2 protein-coding genes are annotated in these 17,236 nt (G+C 73.6%); both read right to left on the bottom strand.

The window, feature by feature from the left end; translation table 11 throughout:
- Positions 1–36 precede the first annotated feature (36 nt).
- The gene (locus Sm713_RS05950; protein ID WP_212908609.1) at positions 37–4,989 is read right to left on the bottom strand and encodes a beta-ketoacyl synthase N-terminal-like domain-containing protein; all 4,953 of its coding nucleotides are present in this window, start codon (positions 4,987–4,989) and stop codon (positions 37–39) included.
- A gap of 35 nt (positions 4,990–5,024) precedes the next feature.
- Entirely contained in the window at positions 5,025–16,874 is an 11,850-nt protein-coding gene (locus Sm713_RS40160) for a non-ribosomal peptide synthetase (RefSeq protein ID WP_249416125.1), read from the bottom strand.
- Positions 16,875–17,236 lie beyond the last annotated feature (362 nt).

The raw sequence follows: 17,236 nt of genomic DNA, 5'->3' as shown, positions 1-17,236 counted from the left end.
GTCCGTCGCCTGTGTTCGCTGCCTGCGGGCCTGCGTTCATTCCCGGGACACCGCGGGAGCGGTGGCGGCCGCGTGGTCGCCGTCCTCGTCGCGGGCGTAGGTCTCCACGGCCGCCTGGGTGATCCTGGCGAGTGGCCCGTCGTCCTGGAGGATGGTCATGTGGTTGGCCGAGTCGATGTCGACCACGCGCAGGCCCGGGAGTTCGCGCTCCCAGTCCTGCCAGTAATTGACGTGGTCCAGCGAGAAGTCCTCGCCGGCGACCGTGAAATACGGGTCCAGCTCGCCCAGGAACAGCCCGCGGCGGTTTCTGAAGTACAGGGAGCGCACGGCGTCCGGACGCACCAGCGGCCGGATCCCGTACTCGCCGATCCGGTAGGCCAGCTGCACCCTGATATTGCGCCGGACGAAGTCCGCGATCTGCTCGCGGCCCATGGACAGGCCCCGCTCGACGGCGAGATCGGCGAGTCGCGGCACGAGATCCGCCTCGTCCGGTGGGCCGGCGACCTCGTCCTGATGGATCAGCCGGGGCCGCACCTCGGCGAGGGTCCTGGCACCGGCCGGCCAGAGCAGCGAGTTCACGACCTGGAGGGCCGCGCTCAGCGCGGAGGCGTTCCCGCTCTCGTTCGACTTCGCCCAGCCGGTGTTGTCCGGCGAGTCGACCATCAGCAGCGAGCGCACGTCCTGCCCGCCGTTCTGGAGCAGGCGGGTCATCTCGTACGAGACGATCCCGCCCAGGCAGAACCCGCCGATGTCGTAGGGCCCTTCGGGCTGCACCGCGCGCACGATGTCCCTGTAGTACGCGGCCATCGCCGGAATCCCCTCGATGGGCGCGTGCTCCGTCATGAAGCCGCGGGCCTGGATTCCGTAGAAGGGGCGGTCGATGCGCGCGGCGATCGACCGGAAGGTCTCGACGCCCGCCAGGGCCCCGTGGATCCAGAACACCGGGCGGCCTCGTGTCACGCCGTTCAGGTGCACGAGTTCCGGAAACCGGGGTCCCGTGGCCGGGGCCGCCGGGACCCCGCCCTCGGCGTCCGTGGCCGTGGCCGCGGCCACGGCCGACAGGCGCGCCACGACGTCGTCGAGGGTGTCGTCCACCTGGAGCCAGTCCGGCTGGAACGCCGGGAACACTTCGCGAAGCCGGCTCAGCAGCGCCACCATGAGCAGCGAGTTGAGGCCGTAGTCGGCCAGCGACTTCGTGCCGTCGATCTCCTGCCTGCCGAGGCCGAGCACCGAGGCCACGAGACCGGCGACGAAGTCCTCCGGTCCGCTCGCACGGCCGCTCCCGCCCTCGGATGCCGGCGCCGGACCGGACGTGGACATGGGCGCCGCCTCGGGCGCGGGCCCGCCGGTGAGCGGCGTCCGGGCCGGAGCCTGCGCGCTGAAGCACGTGCGCTGCTCGAACGGGTAGCCCGGCAGCGGAACCCTCCGGCGCCGCTCGCCCCGGTGCAGCAGGCTCCAGTCGACGGGCGCGCCCGCGGCCCAGCGCTCGGCGAGGAGGTCCATGCGGCCCTGCGCCACGAGGGAACGGACGACCTCCTCCGGATCCTCTCGCGCGTGTCCCGCTTGCCGTTCTCCTGCCTGTCCCGCGTCGTTTCCTGCGCCACCCGCAGAGGATGTATCGCCGGTACCGCGGTCGCCCCGCGCATCCCCGGCGACGGAGACCCGCGCACGCGTTTCCGGCTCGCCGCGCAGCCATCCGCCGAGTGCCGCCGCCGCCTCCGCGCCGGTGGCGGCCGTCAGCGCCAGCCTGCACTCCATCGCCTCCCGGCCGGTCTGGAGGGTGTAGGCGATGTCCGCCAGGCTCTCGGGGCCGGCGGCCGCCAGCCGTTCGGCGAGCCGCCTCGCCCGCTCGCGAAGGGCCGTCCCGGTCCTGGCCGAGAGGACGAGGACATGCGGCGCACGCACGTTCTCCGCGTCCCGCGCCGACGCGCCTTCCGCGTCCCGCGCCGGCGTGCCCTCCACGTCCCGGACGGTCCCGGCCGGCACGTACTCCTCGAGCACCACGTGCGCGTTCACACCGCCGATCCCGAAGCTGTTGACGCCCGCGCGGCGAGGGAGTCTCCGGCCGCCGTCGCCGGTGCGCACGGGCCACGGCGTGCTCCGCGTGGCCAGCCGGAGCCGGGTCCCCTCAAGGGAGATGTCCGGGTGCGGGCGCCCGAAGCCGGGGATCGCGGGGATCACGCCGTGCCGCATGGCCTGCACCGTCTTCATCAGGGCGGCGAGGCCGGAGACCACCTCGGTGTGCCCGATGCAGGGCTTCACGCTGCCGAGGTAGACGGCGGAGCCGTCCTCGCCTGCCGGTTCCGGCGCCGAAGCCGGCGCCGCCGCGTCGCCGCGCAGGCCCGCGCCGAGCGCCGCGATCTCCGCGCCGTCCGCCAGCAGCGAGCTCATGCCGTGCGCCTCGACGTAGGAGACGGTGCCGGGGTCGATTCCCGCGTCCGCGTAGGCGCGCGCGATGGCGGACTTCATCCCGCGGATGTTCGGCGCCGTGAACGACACGCCCTTGCCGCCGTGCGCGACGCCGGTACCGCGTACGACGCCGTAGACGAAGTCCCCGTCCTCGATCGCCCGCGCGAGCGGCTTGACCAGTACGGCACCGACTCCCTCGCCGCGCACGGTGCCGTCGGCGTCCTCCTGGAACGGGCGCACGTTCCCGCTGGAGCTGAGCATGCCCGCGGCCCGCATCCCCGCGAAGCCGTCCGGCGACATCACCAGGTTCACGCCGCCGACGAGGGCCTGGTCGCACTCGCCGTCGCGAATGGACCGGACGGCCCGGTGCAGGGCCACGAGCGACGACGAGCAGGTCGTGTCGCACTGCTCGCTCGGCCCGTGCAGGTCGAGCAGGTAGGAGATGCGGTTGGGAATCATCGCCGGCGACGGCATGCCCGTCAGGCTCGGGCCGTCGCCCCCGTCCGGCGGGCCCGGCCGGTACTCGCTGGGGCCCGCGGCGATGAAGACGCCCGTGGGCCGGGTGCGCAGGTCCGCGGGCCGGTAGCCCGCGTCCTCGATGGCGTTCCACGCCGTCATCAGCATCAGGCGCAGCTCGGGCGCCACCTGCCGCGCCTCCGTCATCGACATGCTGAAGAAGAGCGGGTCGAATGCGTGGACCCCGTCCAGGAAGCCGCCCCATATCGCGGACGCGTCCCTGCCGTCGCCACCGTCCCCTCCGTTCCCGTCGTCGTCCCCGCCGTCGCCGTGGAGCGCCCAGTCCTCCCGCCCCATCGGCGGGGTGGTGATGCACCGCCTGCCGTCCTCGACGATGCGCCAGAACTCGTCCACGTCGCCGGCCCCGGGGAAGCGCCCTGACATCCCGACGATGGCCATCCCCTCGGGCACGGCCTCCGCCCCGGGATCCGCCTCCGCCCCTGAATCCGCCTCCGGCTCAGAGCCTGCCGCGGCCACCGTGCCCGCGCCTCCCCCGCCGGCTGCCGGAGCCGCCCCCGGATCCGCCGCCCGGCCGCCTCGGCCGGGGGCGCCGGGGCCGGGAGTGGTGTCCGGCGGGAGGGCGGCGCGGAGTTCGGAGGCGAACTCGGCGGTGACGAATCCGACGAGTTCCGCCAGCGTGCCGTGCTCGAAGAGGACCGTGATGTCGAGGTCGACGTCGAGCTTCTCCCCCACGGCGCGGGCCACGTTCACGGCGAAGATCGAGTCGAGGCCGTAGCTCGAAAAGGGCTCGTCACGGTCGATCCGGGAGCGGTCGATGCGCAGCGACTCCGCCAGCACGTCGAGCACGGTCGCTTCGACGTGGGCGGCCAGCCGGTCCCCGGGCGCGCGCTCGCCGCCCGCCTCGGCAGGTGCCCGCCCGGCCGCCGGGTCCGCGGGCACCGGCGCGCCGCCCTCCGGCCGTTCCGCCGCTTCGGGCACGGGATGCCGCAGGGAGTCGGGCACGGGATGCCGCAGGGAGTCGCCGGACGGGGCCCGGCCCTGCCGCACGACACCGTTGCTCTCCGCGACGATGATCTGCCGGCCGAGGTCGGCGGCCTGGCGCGCCGGCAGCGTGATGCGGCCGAATCCCTCCTCGGCGAGGACCCGCCGCCACCCCCCGACCGACAGCAGAGGGCTGCCCGGAATGCGCGTCTCGGGGTCCTCGTAGCGCCACCACCCGTCGAGCAGGCCGAACGTGAACTGGTTGACCAGGTTGTTCACGGTCAGCTCGTCGACCAGCAGCAGACCGCCCCTCGCCAGGGCCGCCTTGGTGTTCCGCAGGGTGGTCCTGATGTTCCGGGTGGCGTGCAGCACGTTGGCGGCGAGGACGACGTCGTAGCCGCCCGCGGGGAAGCCCTGCCCGGCCGGGGCCCGCTCGATGTCCAGGATTCCGTACGTCAGGAACGGGTTGGCGGGCCCGTAGGAGCGCTCGGCGTGGTCCAGGAAGGCGCGCGAGAGGTCGGTGTAGGCGTACTCCCGCAGGGCGAGGCCCTTGGAGCGGAGGGCGTCCAGGACGGCGGCGCTCGTGGCGCCCGTGCCCGCGCCGATCTCCAGGATTTTCGGCGCGAAGCCGGGCTGGGCACGGGTGCGGTGCCCCAGGTGGGTCACCAGGGTCGCTGCCAGCACCCGGTTGAAGTACTCCGCGGCCGGGTTGGACTTGTACGCCTTCTCGACCAGTTCCATCGACGCGCCCGGGAACATGACCTCGGTCGCCGGCCGCTCGCCGGTGAGGATGTCGGGGAACGCCCGGAGCACCGTCTCCACCAGCAGGTGGGTGGCGGCCAGGTCGGGGTTCCCGCGCCAGCGCGGAGCGGCCGCCTCCCACTGGCGCCACAGCTCGGCGAGCGGACGGGGCCGGGGGCTCCGGTACGTCAGGACGGTGTCGCCGTGCCGCTCGACGTAGCCCTCGGCGTCGAGGACGCGGACGGACTCGGCGAACCACGCGCCGTACCCCGGCGGCAGGCCCGCGGCCTCCCGCGCCGCGCCCACCGTCGGCTCCGGACGGCCGAACGCGCCGAGGGAGTGCAGGTGGGACCAGAGGAAGTCGAGCAGCAGCCGTTTCATGATGGGTTCCCCATGGGTTCCTCCGAGGTCGCGCGTCAGATCGCGAGCGCCGTCAGTTCTCTGGTCCGCGCGCGCAGCCGCGCCAGGTCGTCGAACGCCTCCTCCGGCTCCGGATCGCCGGTGCGGGCCGCGGTCGCGGGCGGCGGTGGCTCCTCCGCGGGGAGCAGGACCTCGTCGTCGCCCACGGTGATGCCGCGGGTGCCGAGCGCCGGACCGAACTTCATCAGGGTCATCTGGCCCACCGGCGCCGCGCACAGCAGCTCGATCGCGGCGGTGAGCTCATCCGCCTCGATGAGCGGGGCGCCGGCGTCCACCACGGCCTCGCGGTCGCCGGCTTCCACCGCGTTGTTGAAGCAGTAGCCGAGGTTGATCACCTTGCCGGCGCACCCGTGGCGGCGCCCCGCCGTGAGCGCGAAGGAGTCCATGAACGTGCAGGCGGCGGCGTAGTTCGCCTGCTTGATGGCCTTCAGGTAGGCGTTGATGGACGAGAGGAAGAGCGCCACGTCCAGCGACTCGCCGCCGAACGCGTCCAGCAGCCGGACGCTCACGTCGACCTTGCCCCTGAGCACGTCGTGGAACTGGTCCTCGGTCATCCGGGCGAGGCTCGCGCCCGAGAACACCAGGCCCGAGTGGATGACGCCGTTCACCCGCCCGAAGCGCCGCTCGATCTCGCCGCGCGCCCGCCTCAGCTCCTCCGCGCTCGTGGCGTCGGCGCGTATGTAGTGCGGTGCGGGGCCGCCGGTGCCCGCCGCCGCGGCGAGGGCGGCCTCGACGCGCGCGTCCAGGGGCCTGCGACCGAGCCACACCACCTGCGCGCGGTAGCGGCGGATCAGGTAGGCGCTGATGGCGCCGCCCAGCCCGCCTGCCCCGCCGACGATGACGTAGATGCCGCCCTCCCGCAGCCGGGACGGCGCCGGCGGACCGGCCTGTGCCCGCACGGGCAGCAGGTGCTGCCGGAACCACGTGCCGCCCCGGCGTACCAGCAAGGTGCCGTCGGGATCGGCGGGCAGGCGCAGGACGGCCGAGAGGGACGGGGTGTCGTACGCGTCCACGTCGGCCACCCGGACCTGCCAGTTCGGGTACTCCTTCGCGACGGAGCCGGCGAGGCCCGCGACGCCCGAGTGGGTCGGGTCGATCGGCTCGGACCCGTGGACGGCGTGCGCGCGCTCGGTGACCAGGGTCAGCCCCAGGGGGCGGTTGCCGTAGCCGGCGCCGAGCAGTGCCTTCACCGTCCGGAAGACCTGGAGGGTGCCGGCGGACTGGTCGCCGATGACGGCCTCCCCTGATGCCGCTTCCTCGTACGGGGGCGCCACCCAGACGAGGTGGTCGAGCACCGGAGCGGACCGGAGGGCGTTCTCGACGTCCTGCTGCGACGCGTGCGCCGGGAGCGCGAGCACCTGCGCCGACGGATACCTCGCGGCCAGGGCGTCGCGCGCGCCGGTCGTCGCCGCGATGACGCCGACCGTCTCGGACGGGTGCGGCCAGGCTCCGGCCTCCACCGCGCGGTCCGGGTCCCACACCGGGAGCAGGGCGACAGCGGGCGGTTCGTCGGGGGCGGCCGACTCGTCGGGGGCGGCCGGCTCGTCGGGAGCGACCTGCTCGCCGGGGGCGTCCTCGTGGGAGGGGCGCTCGGCCCCGGCCCCGTGGAGGGTGCGCTTGCCGGCCCGGGAGGCGGGCCTGCCGTCCCATGAGGCGGGCCTGCCGTCCCCGGGGGCGGTGGCGGGCCCACCGCCTCGGCCCATGATTCCCCGGAGGGCCAGGCACACCCGGCCGCTGCCGTCGGCCAGGTCGATGTCGATGCGCTCGGGGCCCCGGGTCCCGCCGCCCGGGGTGTCGTCGCGCCGGGCGTGGTCGCCGCGGCGGATCCAGGCCCACATCCTCGTCGAGCACGGGGCCAGGATCTCGGCCCGCTTGATGGAGAAGACCAGCCCCACGCCGTTCTCCCCGGTTCCGCCGCCACCGGTCCTGTCGTTCCCGGTCGCGTCGCCCCCGGTCCTGCCGTCCCCGGTCTCGCCGCTTCCCTCTCCGGCCAGCAGGCGCATGCACTGCATCGCCGAGTCCACCAGGGACGGATGCAGGGCGAAGGCGTGCGCGGTGTCCGCCACCGCGTCCGGCAGCCGCAGCTCCGCGAGCACCGCCCCTTCGGCCTCGTGGACCGCGACGACGCCCTGGAGCGAGGGGCCGTAGTCGATGCCGCGCTCGCGGTACTCGCCGTAGAAGCGCTCGGGGTCCATGGTGGTGCGGCGGAAGTCCCGGAGCATCGACGGCAGGTCGAGCACCCGCCGTGCCGGAGGCTCGATGTCCGAGATCGCGCCCTGGCAGTGGACCATCTGCTCGCCGCCGGCCTGGGTCGCGTCGCCGCGCGCGCCCGGTTCGGCGGACGTCACCTCGAAGCGGGTCCCGTTCCCGTGCGAGCGGAGCGCCACGCGGACCGTCCGCGGGCCGTCGACCATGCCCAGGGGCCGCAGGAAGGCGATGTCGTGCAGGCGGACGGCGGCGGCATCGCGCGGGGCACCGCCGGCGTGCCGTGCGGCGGCGTGGGCCCATTGCAGGTACATCGCCCCGGGCACGATGGCCGTTCCCCGCACGCGGTGTTCGCGCAGGTAGAACTCGTCGCCGGTGAGTGTCGTTGCGTCGGCCGCGCTGTCCGTCGTGACGTCAGTCGTGACGGCGGGGACGGGGGCCTTGGCCGGGGGCGCCTCGCACGGCAGCACGTGGCGTGCCCGCTCGAACGGGTAGCCGGGCAGCGGCACGCGCCGGGGGCGGTCCTCGCGGAACAGCTCCCCGAAGTCGGGCGCCCCGCCGTCGAGGTACTCGGCGGCGAGGGCGGCGAGCGGTGCCGCCGCCCCGCCCGCACCGGCCCCGCCCGCAACAGCCGTGGCCACCGCGGAACCGTTCTCGTCGGAGAGCCACGCGGTGAGCGTCCTCTCCAGTCCGGCGACGTCGTGCGCCACGCAGGCCCAGCGGTGCCGGAAGTGCGTCCGCCCGAGGAGGAGCGTGCAGCTCACCTCGCCGAGATCGAGCTCCGGGTGCTCCCGGCAGTGCCGCGCGAGGCGGGCCGCCTGCTCCCGCAGGGCCTCCGCCGTCCGCGCCGACAGCGCGATCAGCCGGGGGCCGCCCGGCAGCCCGCGGCGGTCCGGTGCCGGTGTCGATACCGGTACCGGTGCCTCCTCGATGACGGCGTGGGCGTTCGTGCCGCTCGCCCCGAGCGAGGTGATCGCCGCGCGGCGCCGCCCGGCGCGAGGCGCGGCCCACGCCCTCGCCTCCGTGTGCACGAAGAAGGGGCTGCCCTCCAGCGCGATGCCGGCGTTGGCCGTCCGGTGGTGCAGGAGCCCCGGCATCGTGGCGTGCTTGAGGGCCAGCAGGGTCTTGATGATCCCGATGACGCCGGCGGCGGCCTGGGCGTGGCCGATGTCGGCCTTGCTCGACCCGAGCGAGCAGAAGTGCTCCCTGTCCGTGTGGGCGCGGAAGGCACGCTCGACGGCCCTGAACTCCACCGGATCGCCGAGCCTGGTCCCCGTACCGTGGGCCTCAAGGAGCTGGATCCCCTCGGGGTCGATCCCGAAGTCCCGGTAGACCTGCCGGATCAGCTTCTCCTGGGAGTTCCCGTTCGGAGCCGTGATCCCGTTGGTGGTGCCGTCCTGGTTGATGCCGATGCCGCGGATCACGCCGTGGATGTGGTCGCCGTCGCGCTCGGCCTCCGAGAGCCGCTTCAGGACCAGCGCGCCGACCCCCTCGGCGGGGACGAACCCGTCGGCGGCCTGGTCGAACGAGCGGCACCGTCCCGTTGGCGAGAGCATCCCGGCGCGCGATCCCGCGACGTAGAGCCGGGGCGAGTTCTGCACGTAGACGCCGCCCGCGATCGCCGTGTCGGCGTCGTGCGCCCACAGCCCCTGGCATGCCAGGTAGACGGAGACGAGCGAGCTGGAGCACGCGGTGTCCACGGCCATCGCCGGACCGTGCAGGTCCAGGTAGTAGGCGATCCTCGACGGCACCAGGGAGTTCATGTTGCCCCAGAACGCCTGGGCCGGGTAGTCGCTCCCGTCCCTCAGGTCGAAGTAGTCGCCGGCCGTGCACCCGACGTAGACGCCGCACCGGTCGCGGTCGAGGGAAGCGCCCGCGTGGCCCGCGTCCTGAAGCGCGTTCCACGCCTCCTGGAGGAACAGCCGCTGCTGCGGCTCCATGTAGGCGGCTTCCGCTCCGGAGATGCCGAAGAACAGCGGATCGAACTCGTCGATGCCGTCCATGAACCCGCCCTCGGTGCACCGGCTCCGCAGGGACGGCAGATCCCACCGGGACACCCTGGTCACCGGATCACGGCCCTCGACCAGGTGCCGCCAGAACTCGTCCACGTCCCGCGCGCCCGGGAAACGGCCGCTCATGCCGATGACGGCGATGGGCTCCCTGGTCTGGGGGGCTTCCGCCGTGCCGGCGGCCGGGGAGTGGGCGAACGGGGCCTGGGCGAGCGGGGCTTGGTCACGCGGGTGGTCGAGTGGAACGGGGCCCGGGTCCGGGCTCGTGTCCCGGGCCGCGCTCGTGTCCGGGGCCGCGCTCGTGTCCGGGGCCGGGTCCGGGCTCGTGTCCGGAGCCGGGAAGGGAGTGGCGCCCGCTCCGGGGGCGGCCGGTTCTCCGCGCTCGCCCCCGTGCCCGCCTCCGCCCTCGCCCCCGTGCCCGCCTCCGCGCTCACCCCCGCGCTCCCGGTGCGCGGCGATCGTCTCTCCGTGTTCCTCCAGCACGTACGCCGTCAGCCGCCGTATGGAGGGGTTGTCGAACAGGACGCTGGGGTCCAGGTCGGTGCCGAGCGATTCGTTGAGGGTCCGCACCAGATGGACGCCCGTGAGCGAGTCGAGGCCGTAATCCGCGAACGGCAGGTCGGCCGCGAGCTCGTCCCTGCCGAGCTTCAGAGCGGCCATCAGGCTCTGCGCGAGGGTCTCCGCGATGTGCGCTTCGAGCGGGCTTTCGTGGGTGCCGGGCGCGCTTACCCGCGGTCCTGGCGAGCTGCCCTGCACGCCGAGCGAACTCCTCCGGGCGTCGGACGAGCTGTCCTGCGCGCCGAACGGGCGGCCCTGGGCGCCGAGCCCGCCTCCCCGTTCGGACGTTCCCGGGCCGGGGCGCCGCACCCGGGCACCGGCCCGTGCCACCACGATCTGCTGGCCCAGCGATCGGGCCCGCTCGGCGGGGAAGTCGACCGCGTCGAACCCTGCCTCCGTGAGGACGTCGCGCCACGAGGCCGGCGACAGGGCGGGGCCGCCCTCGATGCGCCGTCCGTCCGTGTGGCGCCACCAGCCGTCCAGGAGCCCGAAGGTCAGATGCGACCACAGCTCGTTCCGGCCGAGTTCGTTGAGCAGGAGGACGCCGCCGGGGCGCAGCAGCGCGCGGGCGTGCTCGACGGACCGCACGATGTCCCTGGTGGCGTGCAGGACGTTGTTGGCGACGACGATGTCGTACCGCCCGGCCGTGAGGCCCTGCCCGCCGGGAGCGCGTTCCACGTCGAACGTCCTGCACCGCAGGTAGGGAACGCGGTGGGAGAACCGCTTCTCCGCCTCGATCAGGAACGCCTTGGAGATGTCGGTGTAGCAGTACTCGGCGATGTCGCCTTCGATGCCCGCCAGCCGCTCGAAGACGCGCTCGCTCGTGCTGCCGGTCCCCGCGCCGATCTCCAGGATCCGGATCCCGGACCGCCCGGCGCGCAGGTACGCCTCCGCCTCGGAGCGCACGGCGCCGGCCGTGACCCCGTTGAAGTAGCCGACGGTCGCGTTCCGCTTGTAGACCGCCTCGACCAGGTCGAGGGACCCGCCGGGGAACATGACGGCCGTGGCCGCCGTCTCTCCCGTCAGGATCGCCGGCAGGGCCTCGATCATGCGCTCCGCCAGGGCGGCCTTGGCGACGAGCTCAGGATCGCCGGCGTGCGCGTCCTTCCACTCATGCCACGCTTCCCACGCCCGCTCGGCGTTCGGTGCGCCGGCGCCGTCCGGCGCCCGCAGGACGCCGGCTTCCCGGACGAGTTCGCCGCCGTCCAGCAGCACCGTGACGCTGTGGTCGAGCCACCTCGCGTAGCCGGAGGCGGTCCGCGCGCTCCACGCGGACTCGCTCACGGGCTCCCGGTAGAGCCCGAGCAACGAGAGCTGCGCGAGCGTCAGCCGGCGCAGGACGCGGTCCATGGCCGCCGTGCTCCGCTCGTGCCGCGCCAGGAACGGTCCGACCCCGCCGGCGCCGGCCGCCGCCTCGGCGAGCAACGCCTCTGCCTCCGCCGGCCCGCCGTCACGTCCCGCGCCCGCCCGGGGCGCCCCCTCGGCCGCGTGCCCCGCCGGCCGGTCCTCGCTCCCCGCCGCGGCGTCCGGCCAGAACGTCCTGGTGTCGAACGGGTACGTCGGCAGGCTCACCCGCCGCGGAGCGGCCACACCGTCGGCGCCGTCCGGGCCGTACGCGCCGTCCTCGCGGAACGCGCCGTCCGGACCGTACGCGCCGTTCTCGCGGAACGCGCCGTCCGGGCCGTACAGCCGCTTCCAGTCGACGTCGACGCCGCTGACCCACAGCGGCGCGATCTTCTCCCAGTCGCCGCGGGCGAGCCATTCGGCGGTCAGCTCCCTGAGCTGCTCGGTGCGGGCGAAGAGCGCGACCAGCTCGTCGTCCGCCCGCCGGACGGTGCCCTCGAACGCCGCTTCGGGGACGCCCCCGTCGACGTAGGCCCTGAGCTGCCCGGCCAGCCCGTCGACGCCGTCCGCGACGAAGGCCACGCGCCGGGCCATCGCCCGCCGCCCGGTCTGGAGCGTGTAGGCGAGTGACGCCAGATCGCCACCGCTCTCGCCGCCGCTGTCGCCGCCACTCTCGCCGCCGCCGCTCGCGTACTCGGGGAGGAACGCGAGGAGTTCGCGCGCGAGGGCGGTGAGCCGTTCGCCGTCCCGGGCCGAGAGGACCACCAGGTGCGGTCCCGGACGGCCCCCGGCGGCAGGCACCGCCCGCCGGCGCGGGCCCACCTCTTCGAGGACCGCGTGCACGTTGGTGCCGCCGATGCCGAACGAGCTGAGGCCCGCCCTCGCCGGCTCGGGGCCGCTGCCGTCCAGGAGGACGTTCCGATCGGCCACGTGGAACGGGGAGCTCTCCCAGTCGATCTCCCTGTTGGGCACCTCGCAGTGCAGGGTCCTGGGGATCTCGCCGTGGTGGAGGCCCAGGGCCAGTTTGATCAGGCCCGCGATGCCGGCGGCCGCGTCCAGGTGGCCGATGTTGCTCTTGACCGATCCGATTCCGCAGTACCCGCTGCGGCTCGTGTGGTCCCGGTACGCCTCGGTCAGCGCGGCGACCTCGATGGGATCGCCCAGCCTGGTGCCCGTGCCGTGCGCTTCGACGTAGCGGATGGAATCGGGGTCGACCCCGGACCTGTCCAGCGCCGCGCGGATGACGTCGGCCTGGCCCCGGACGCTCGGTGCGTAGTAACCGGCCTTGTCACCCCCGTCGTTGTTGACCGCGGTCCCGCGGATCAGGCAGTAGACGTGGTCGCCGTCGGCGAACGCGTCGCGGGCGCGCTTGAGGACGACCGCGCCCACGCCCTCGCCGCCGGCCATGCCGTCGGCGGCGTCGTCGAACGCCTTGCACCGTCCGTCGCCGGCGAAGTTCAGGCCGGGCTGGTGCACGTAGCCCAGGTCCATCGTGGAGAAGAGGCTGGCCGCGCCGACCAGCGCCTGGTCGGCCTCGCGGGACAGCAGGCTCCGGCACGCGAGATGGAGTCCGCTCAGCGCCGACGAGCAGTTGGTGCTCACCGCCATGCTGGGCCCTCTCAGCCCCAGCTTGCTGGAGATCATCGTGGGCACGCTGCCGCCCTGCGCCAGCAGCCAGGCCGCGTATCCCTCGGTGCCGGCCAGGATCCGGGGACCCGAGGCGTTCTCCATCAGGCTCGGCAGCAGGGCCTGGTAGAAGTTGTTGCTCGTCGCGGTGAACACGCTCGTGCCGGGGACGTCCTCGGGGCGGTAGCCGGCGTCCTCCAGCGCCTTCCACGCGTGCAGCAGCAGGAGCCGTCCCTGCGGGTCCATCAGCTCGGCGTCGCGCGGCGAGATTCCGAAGAACGCGGGATCGAACTCCGCCCTGCCGTCGATGACCGCCCGACGCGGGACGTAGTCGGCCCTGCCGATCAGCTCCTCCGGGACCCCGAGCGCGCGCAGCTCGTCGGGCGACCATGTGGCGCCGCCGCTCCTGCCCTCGCGGAGGTTGCGCCAGAACTCCCGGTGGTCCCGGGCTCCGGGGAACCGGCACGAGATGCCGACGACGGCGATCGAGCCGTCCAGGTAGGCGTCATCGGGGGCGGGCCGTGCCGGGGTGGCGGCGGGCCGAGCCGCCCTCTCCGCGCCGGGTTGGGTGGGCCGGAGCCCCCTCGGCGCCTGCGCGGCCGGCCGGGTGGACCGGAGCCCGCCGGACGCCTGCGCGGTCGCCTCGGACACCGCGGGCGCCGTGGTCACCGTGCCCGCCGTGCCCGCCGCGGACTCCGCTTCCGCGGACAGCAGTTCGTCCAAATGCCGGGCCATGGCGGCGATCGAGGAGTGCGCGAAGAGCGCCATCGGGCGCAGGCGGCATCCGAAGGCCCGGTTGATGTTCTCCACCACGTCGATGGCCGTGAACGAGTCGCCGCCCGTGTCGAAGAAGCCCTCGTCGCGATCGACGTCCTCGCGGCCGAGCACCTCGGCGAAGATCCCCCGGACCCTCCGCTCGATGCGGAACGCCCGGTCGGCCGGCGCGGCGGAGGCCCGCGTCCGGGCGCCCGGCGCCGCCTCGCGGTGGTCGCTCAGCCTCGCGCGGTCGATCTTGCCGTTGGCCGTGAGCGGGAACGCCTCCAGGTGCACGAACGCGCTCGGCACCATGTAGGCAGGGAGGGTGCGCGCGAGGTGCCCGCGGAGCGCCTTGGCGTCGGGGGCGTGCTCGGTGTCGCCGTGCACGGTGACGTACGCGGTGAGCCGTTCCGAGCGGTCGCCGCGCTCCAGCGCCACGACGCTGCGCGCGATGTCCGGGTGGCCGTCGAGCGCGGCCTCGATCTCGCCGAGCTCGATGCGGTGGCCCCGCAGCTTGACCTGGTGGTCCATGCGTCCGAGCACGGCGATGTCGCCGCCCGGCAGCCGGCGCGCGACGTCCCCGGTCCGGTACATGCGCCGGCCGCGCAGGAACGGGTTCTCGACGAACCGCTCCGCCGTGAGGTCCGGCTTCCCGTGGTATCCGAGGGCGACGCCGTCGCCGGAGATGCACAGCTCGCCCGGCACGCCGACCGGTACCGGCTGCATGTGCTCGTCGAGCACGTACGCCTGCGTGTTCGCGATGGGCGTTCCGACGGTCACCGGCTCGCCCGGGACCAGGCGCTTCGCCGTCGACCAGATCGTGGTCTCGGTCGGCCCGTACAGGTTCCAGACCTCGCCGCGCGACAGGAGCCGGTCCTTGAGGCGGTCAGGCAGCGCCTCCCCACCGCAGAGGACCTTGACGCCTTCGGCGTTGCGCCATCCCACCCGGAGCAGCATCGCCCAGGTGGCGGGGGTGGCCTGCATGACGGTGGGCCGCCACGCGGCCATCTCCTCAGCGAGCAGCGTGGCGTCGGTGGCCGTCGTCGCGTCGCAGACGCGGCAGTGCCCGCCGGTGATCAGCGGCAGGTAGAGCTCCAGGCCGGCGATGTCGAAGCTGTACGTGGTGACGGCCAGCAACCGGTCGCCGGAGGTGACCTCCAGGGTCCGCGCCATGGCCAGCAGGAAGTTGGTCAGCGCCCGATGGGGCACCACCACGCCCTTGGGCTGCCCGGTGCTGCCGGACGTGTAGATGACGTACGCGACGTCAGGCGCCGGCCCCGCCTCGTCACCGCGATCGTCCGGGCGGTCCGAGCGGTCCGAGCGGCCCGAGCGGTCCGAGCGGTCGGGACCGTCCGGCCGGTCCGGGTGATCCGAGCGGTCCGGCCGGTCGGGGCGGTCCGGATGATCCGGCCGGTCGAGGCGGTCCGGACGATCCGGCCGGTCGAGGCGGTCCGGATGATCCGCGCGATCCGTCGCGTGGATCCGCACCCCGCCCGTCCGCACACCGGCCAGCCTGTCCATCACCGCCTCGTGGCAGATGACGAGCGCGGCCCCGCTGTCCTGGATCATGTACGAGAGGCGCTCGGCCGGAAGGCCCGGGTCCAGCGGCACGTAGGCCGCCCCGGACTTCATCGTCGCGAGGAGCCCCACGACGAGATCGAGCGACCGCTCGAAGCAGACGCCCACCGTGTCCCCGGCGCCGACGCCCCGGCGCAGCAGCGCGTCGGCCAGCGCCGAGCTGCGGTCGGCGAGTTCGCGGTAGGTCAGGGTCCGCTCCCCGCAGGTCACCGCGGGCTCCTCGGGGTTCGCCGCCGCCTGCTCGGCGAAGAGGTCCCAGCAGGTCCGGTTCTCGGGGATGTCGGCGTGGTGGGCGTCCGTGCGGTTCCACTCGTCGAGGAGGAGCCGGCGCTCGATGTCGTCGAGCAGGGGCAGCCGGCCGAGCGGCGCCTGGCCGTCCGTGGCCAGAACGGCGTCGACGAGGTTGACGAAATGGTCCGCCATGCGCGCGACGGTGTCGGCGGAGAATTCTGCGGGGTGGTACTTCCAGTTGAGTACGGTTCCTTCGTCGGGAACGACATCCAGCGTCAGGTCGTATTCGCCCAGCTGGTGCAGGCCGTCCACCATCTGGAAAGGCCAGGTGTCGCGGAGTTCTGCCGCCAGGTCGTTCAGGCGGCCGGAGAGCGAGAAGTTCTGGTAGTTGTAGACGACGTGGAACACCGGGGAGCGGAGGTCCGCGCCGCGGTCGCCGATATCGCGCACGATACGGGGGAACGGATAGGCGCCGTGCTCGATGGCCTTGAACACCGTGGATTGCAGGCCCTGGGCGAAGCGTGAGAAATCCTCGGACCCCACCGGTTTACTGCGGATGGGCAGCGTGTTGATGAAATAGCCGACCACCGGGTCGAATTGCTCCAGCGGGCGCCCTGCCACCGGCATTCCGATGACGATGTCCTCCTGCCCGGTGTAGCGGTGGAGGAGGGTTTTGAAGACGGCCAGAAAGAGGATTCCGGGACTGATCTCGTGGGACGCGGCGAACAACGCGACGGCGTCGGTCTGCGCCTTCGTCAGCGCTCGGGTGCACACCTCGCCTTCGTGGGGCGCGTCCGGGGGCAGCGCCGCCTCGGTGGGCAGACCGGTGAGGGGAGTCCTTCCGGTGAGCTCCCGCGTCCAGAATTCCCGGTCGCGCTCGGCGCGCGCGCCGGCGAGGAACTCCCGCTCCCATGCCACGAACTCGCCGTACGACGCGGGGCCCGGCGGGAAGGAGGGCGCGCGGCCGGCGGCCCGCGCCTGGTAGGCGTGGAGCAGGGTGTCGAGCACGAGGCACAGCGACGGCCCGTCGATGACGAGGTGGTGCACCACCAGGAGGACGTACGTCTCGGACTCGGCGCGGGACAGCACGGAGAGCCGGATCAGGGGCTCGCGCGCCAGGTCGAACGGCTGTTGCGCTCTGCTCTTCAGATGCGCCGGCACCTCGCCGGAGGGAATATCGCAGATGTCGGCGTACTCGACGGACGCGGCCGGGGAACCGTCCGCGCCACCCTGCACCAGGCAGGGCCCGTCGTCCCCTTCGCGCACCCTGGCCGAGAGAATCGGATACCGCGCGAGCGTGTCGCGCAAGGCGTCGGCGAGAGCGGCGCGGTCGACCTGGCGGCAGGAGAGGCACACCGGAACGTTGTAGGCGTACGTGTCCGGCTCCAGCCTGTGCAGCGCCCACAGGCCGCGCTGCCCCTCCGACAGGGGAATGCGCGCGTGCCGTTCCAACTCCAAAAGGGCGTCGCTCGTCGAGAGCGCCCCGGCGCCGTACCGCTCGACGATGTCGTGAAGGGACAGCCGGCCGTCCCGGCTCACGAGGGGTCCTCGACCAGATCCTCCGCCCGTGCGGCCACACCGAGGAAAGGCCACTTGCCAGAATGCATTGCTCCCCCGAGTTTCCATGCAGAAACGGACGACGACTCGCTGAGTTCTTTCGGCGTACAGGTGGCGGCACGGGCGCGGCAAGGCACATCGAGTGGAACGGGCGGGTCACGGGGGCGCTCATCGACACGTACGGAGAGCCTCCGATTCACGTGCCCGTGCGGAGGTTTTGCGATAGGGCTGTGAGGGGCCCGGCGCACGACAGTGGCATGACGGTCGGCGCCGGTCCGGAGGGTCTCAGGAGTCGGTCATCGATATAGGCGTTATTGCCCGCGATAGTACACGTGGCCCCTCGG

Origin of the sequence: Streptomyces sp. TS71-3 (assembly GCF_018327685.1) — a bacterium.
GTDB lineage: Bacteria > Actinomycetota > Actinomycetes > Streptomycetales > Streptomycetaceae > Streptomyces.
The sequence above is the reverse complement of the archived record's forward strand: the minus strand, read 5'-3'. Positions and strand labels throughout refer to the sequence as shown.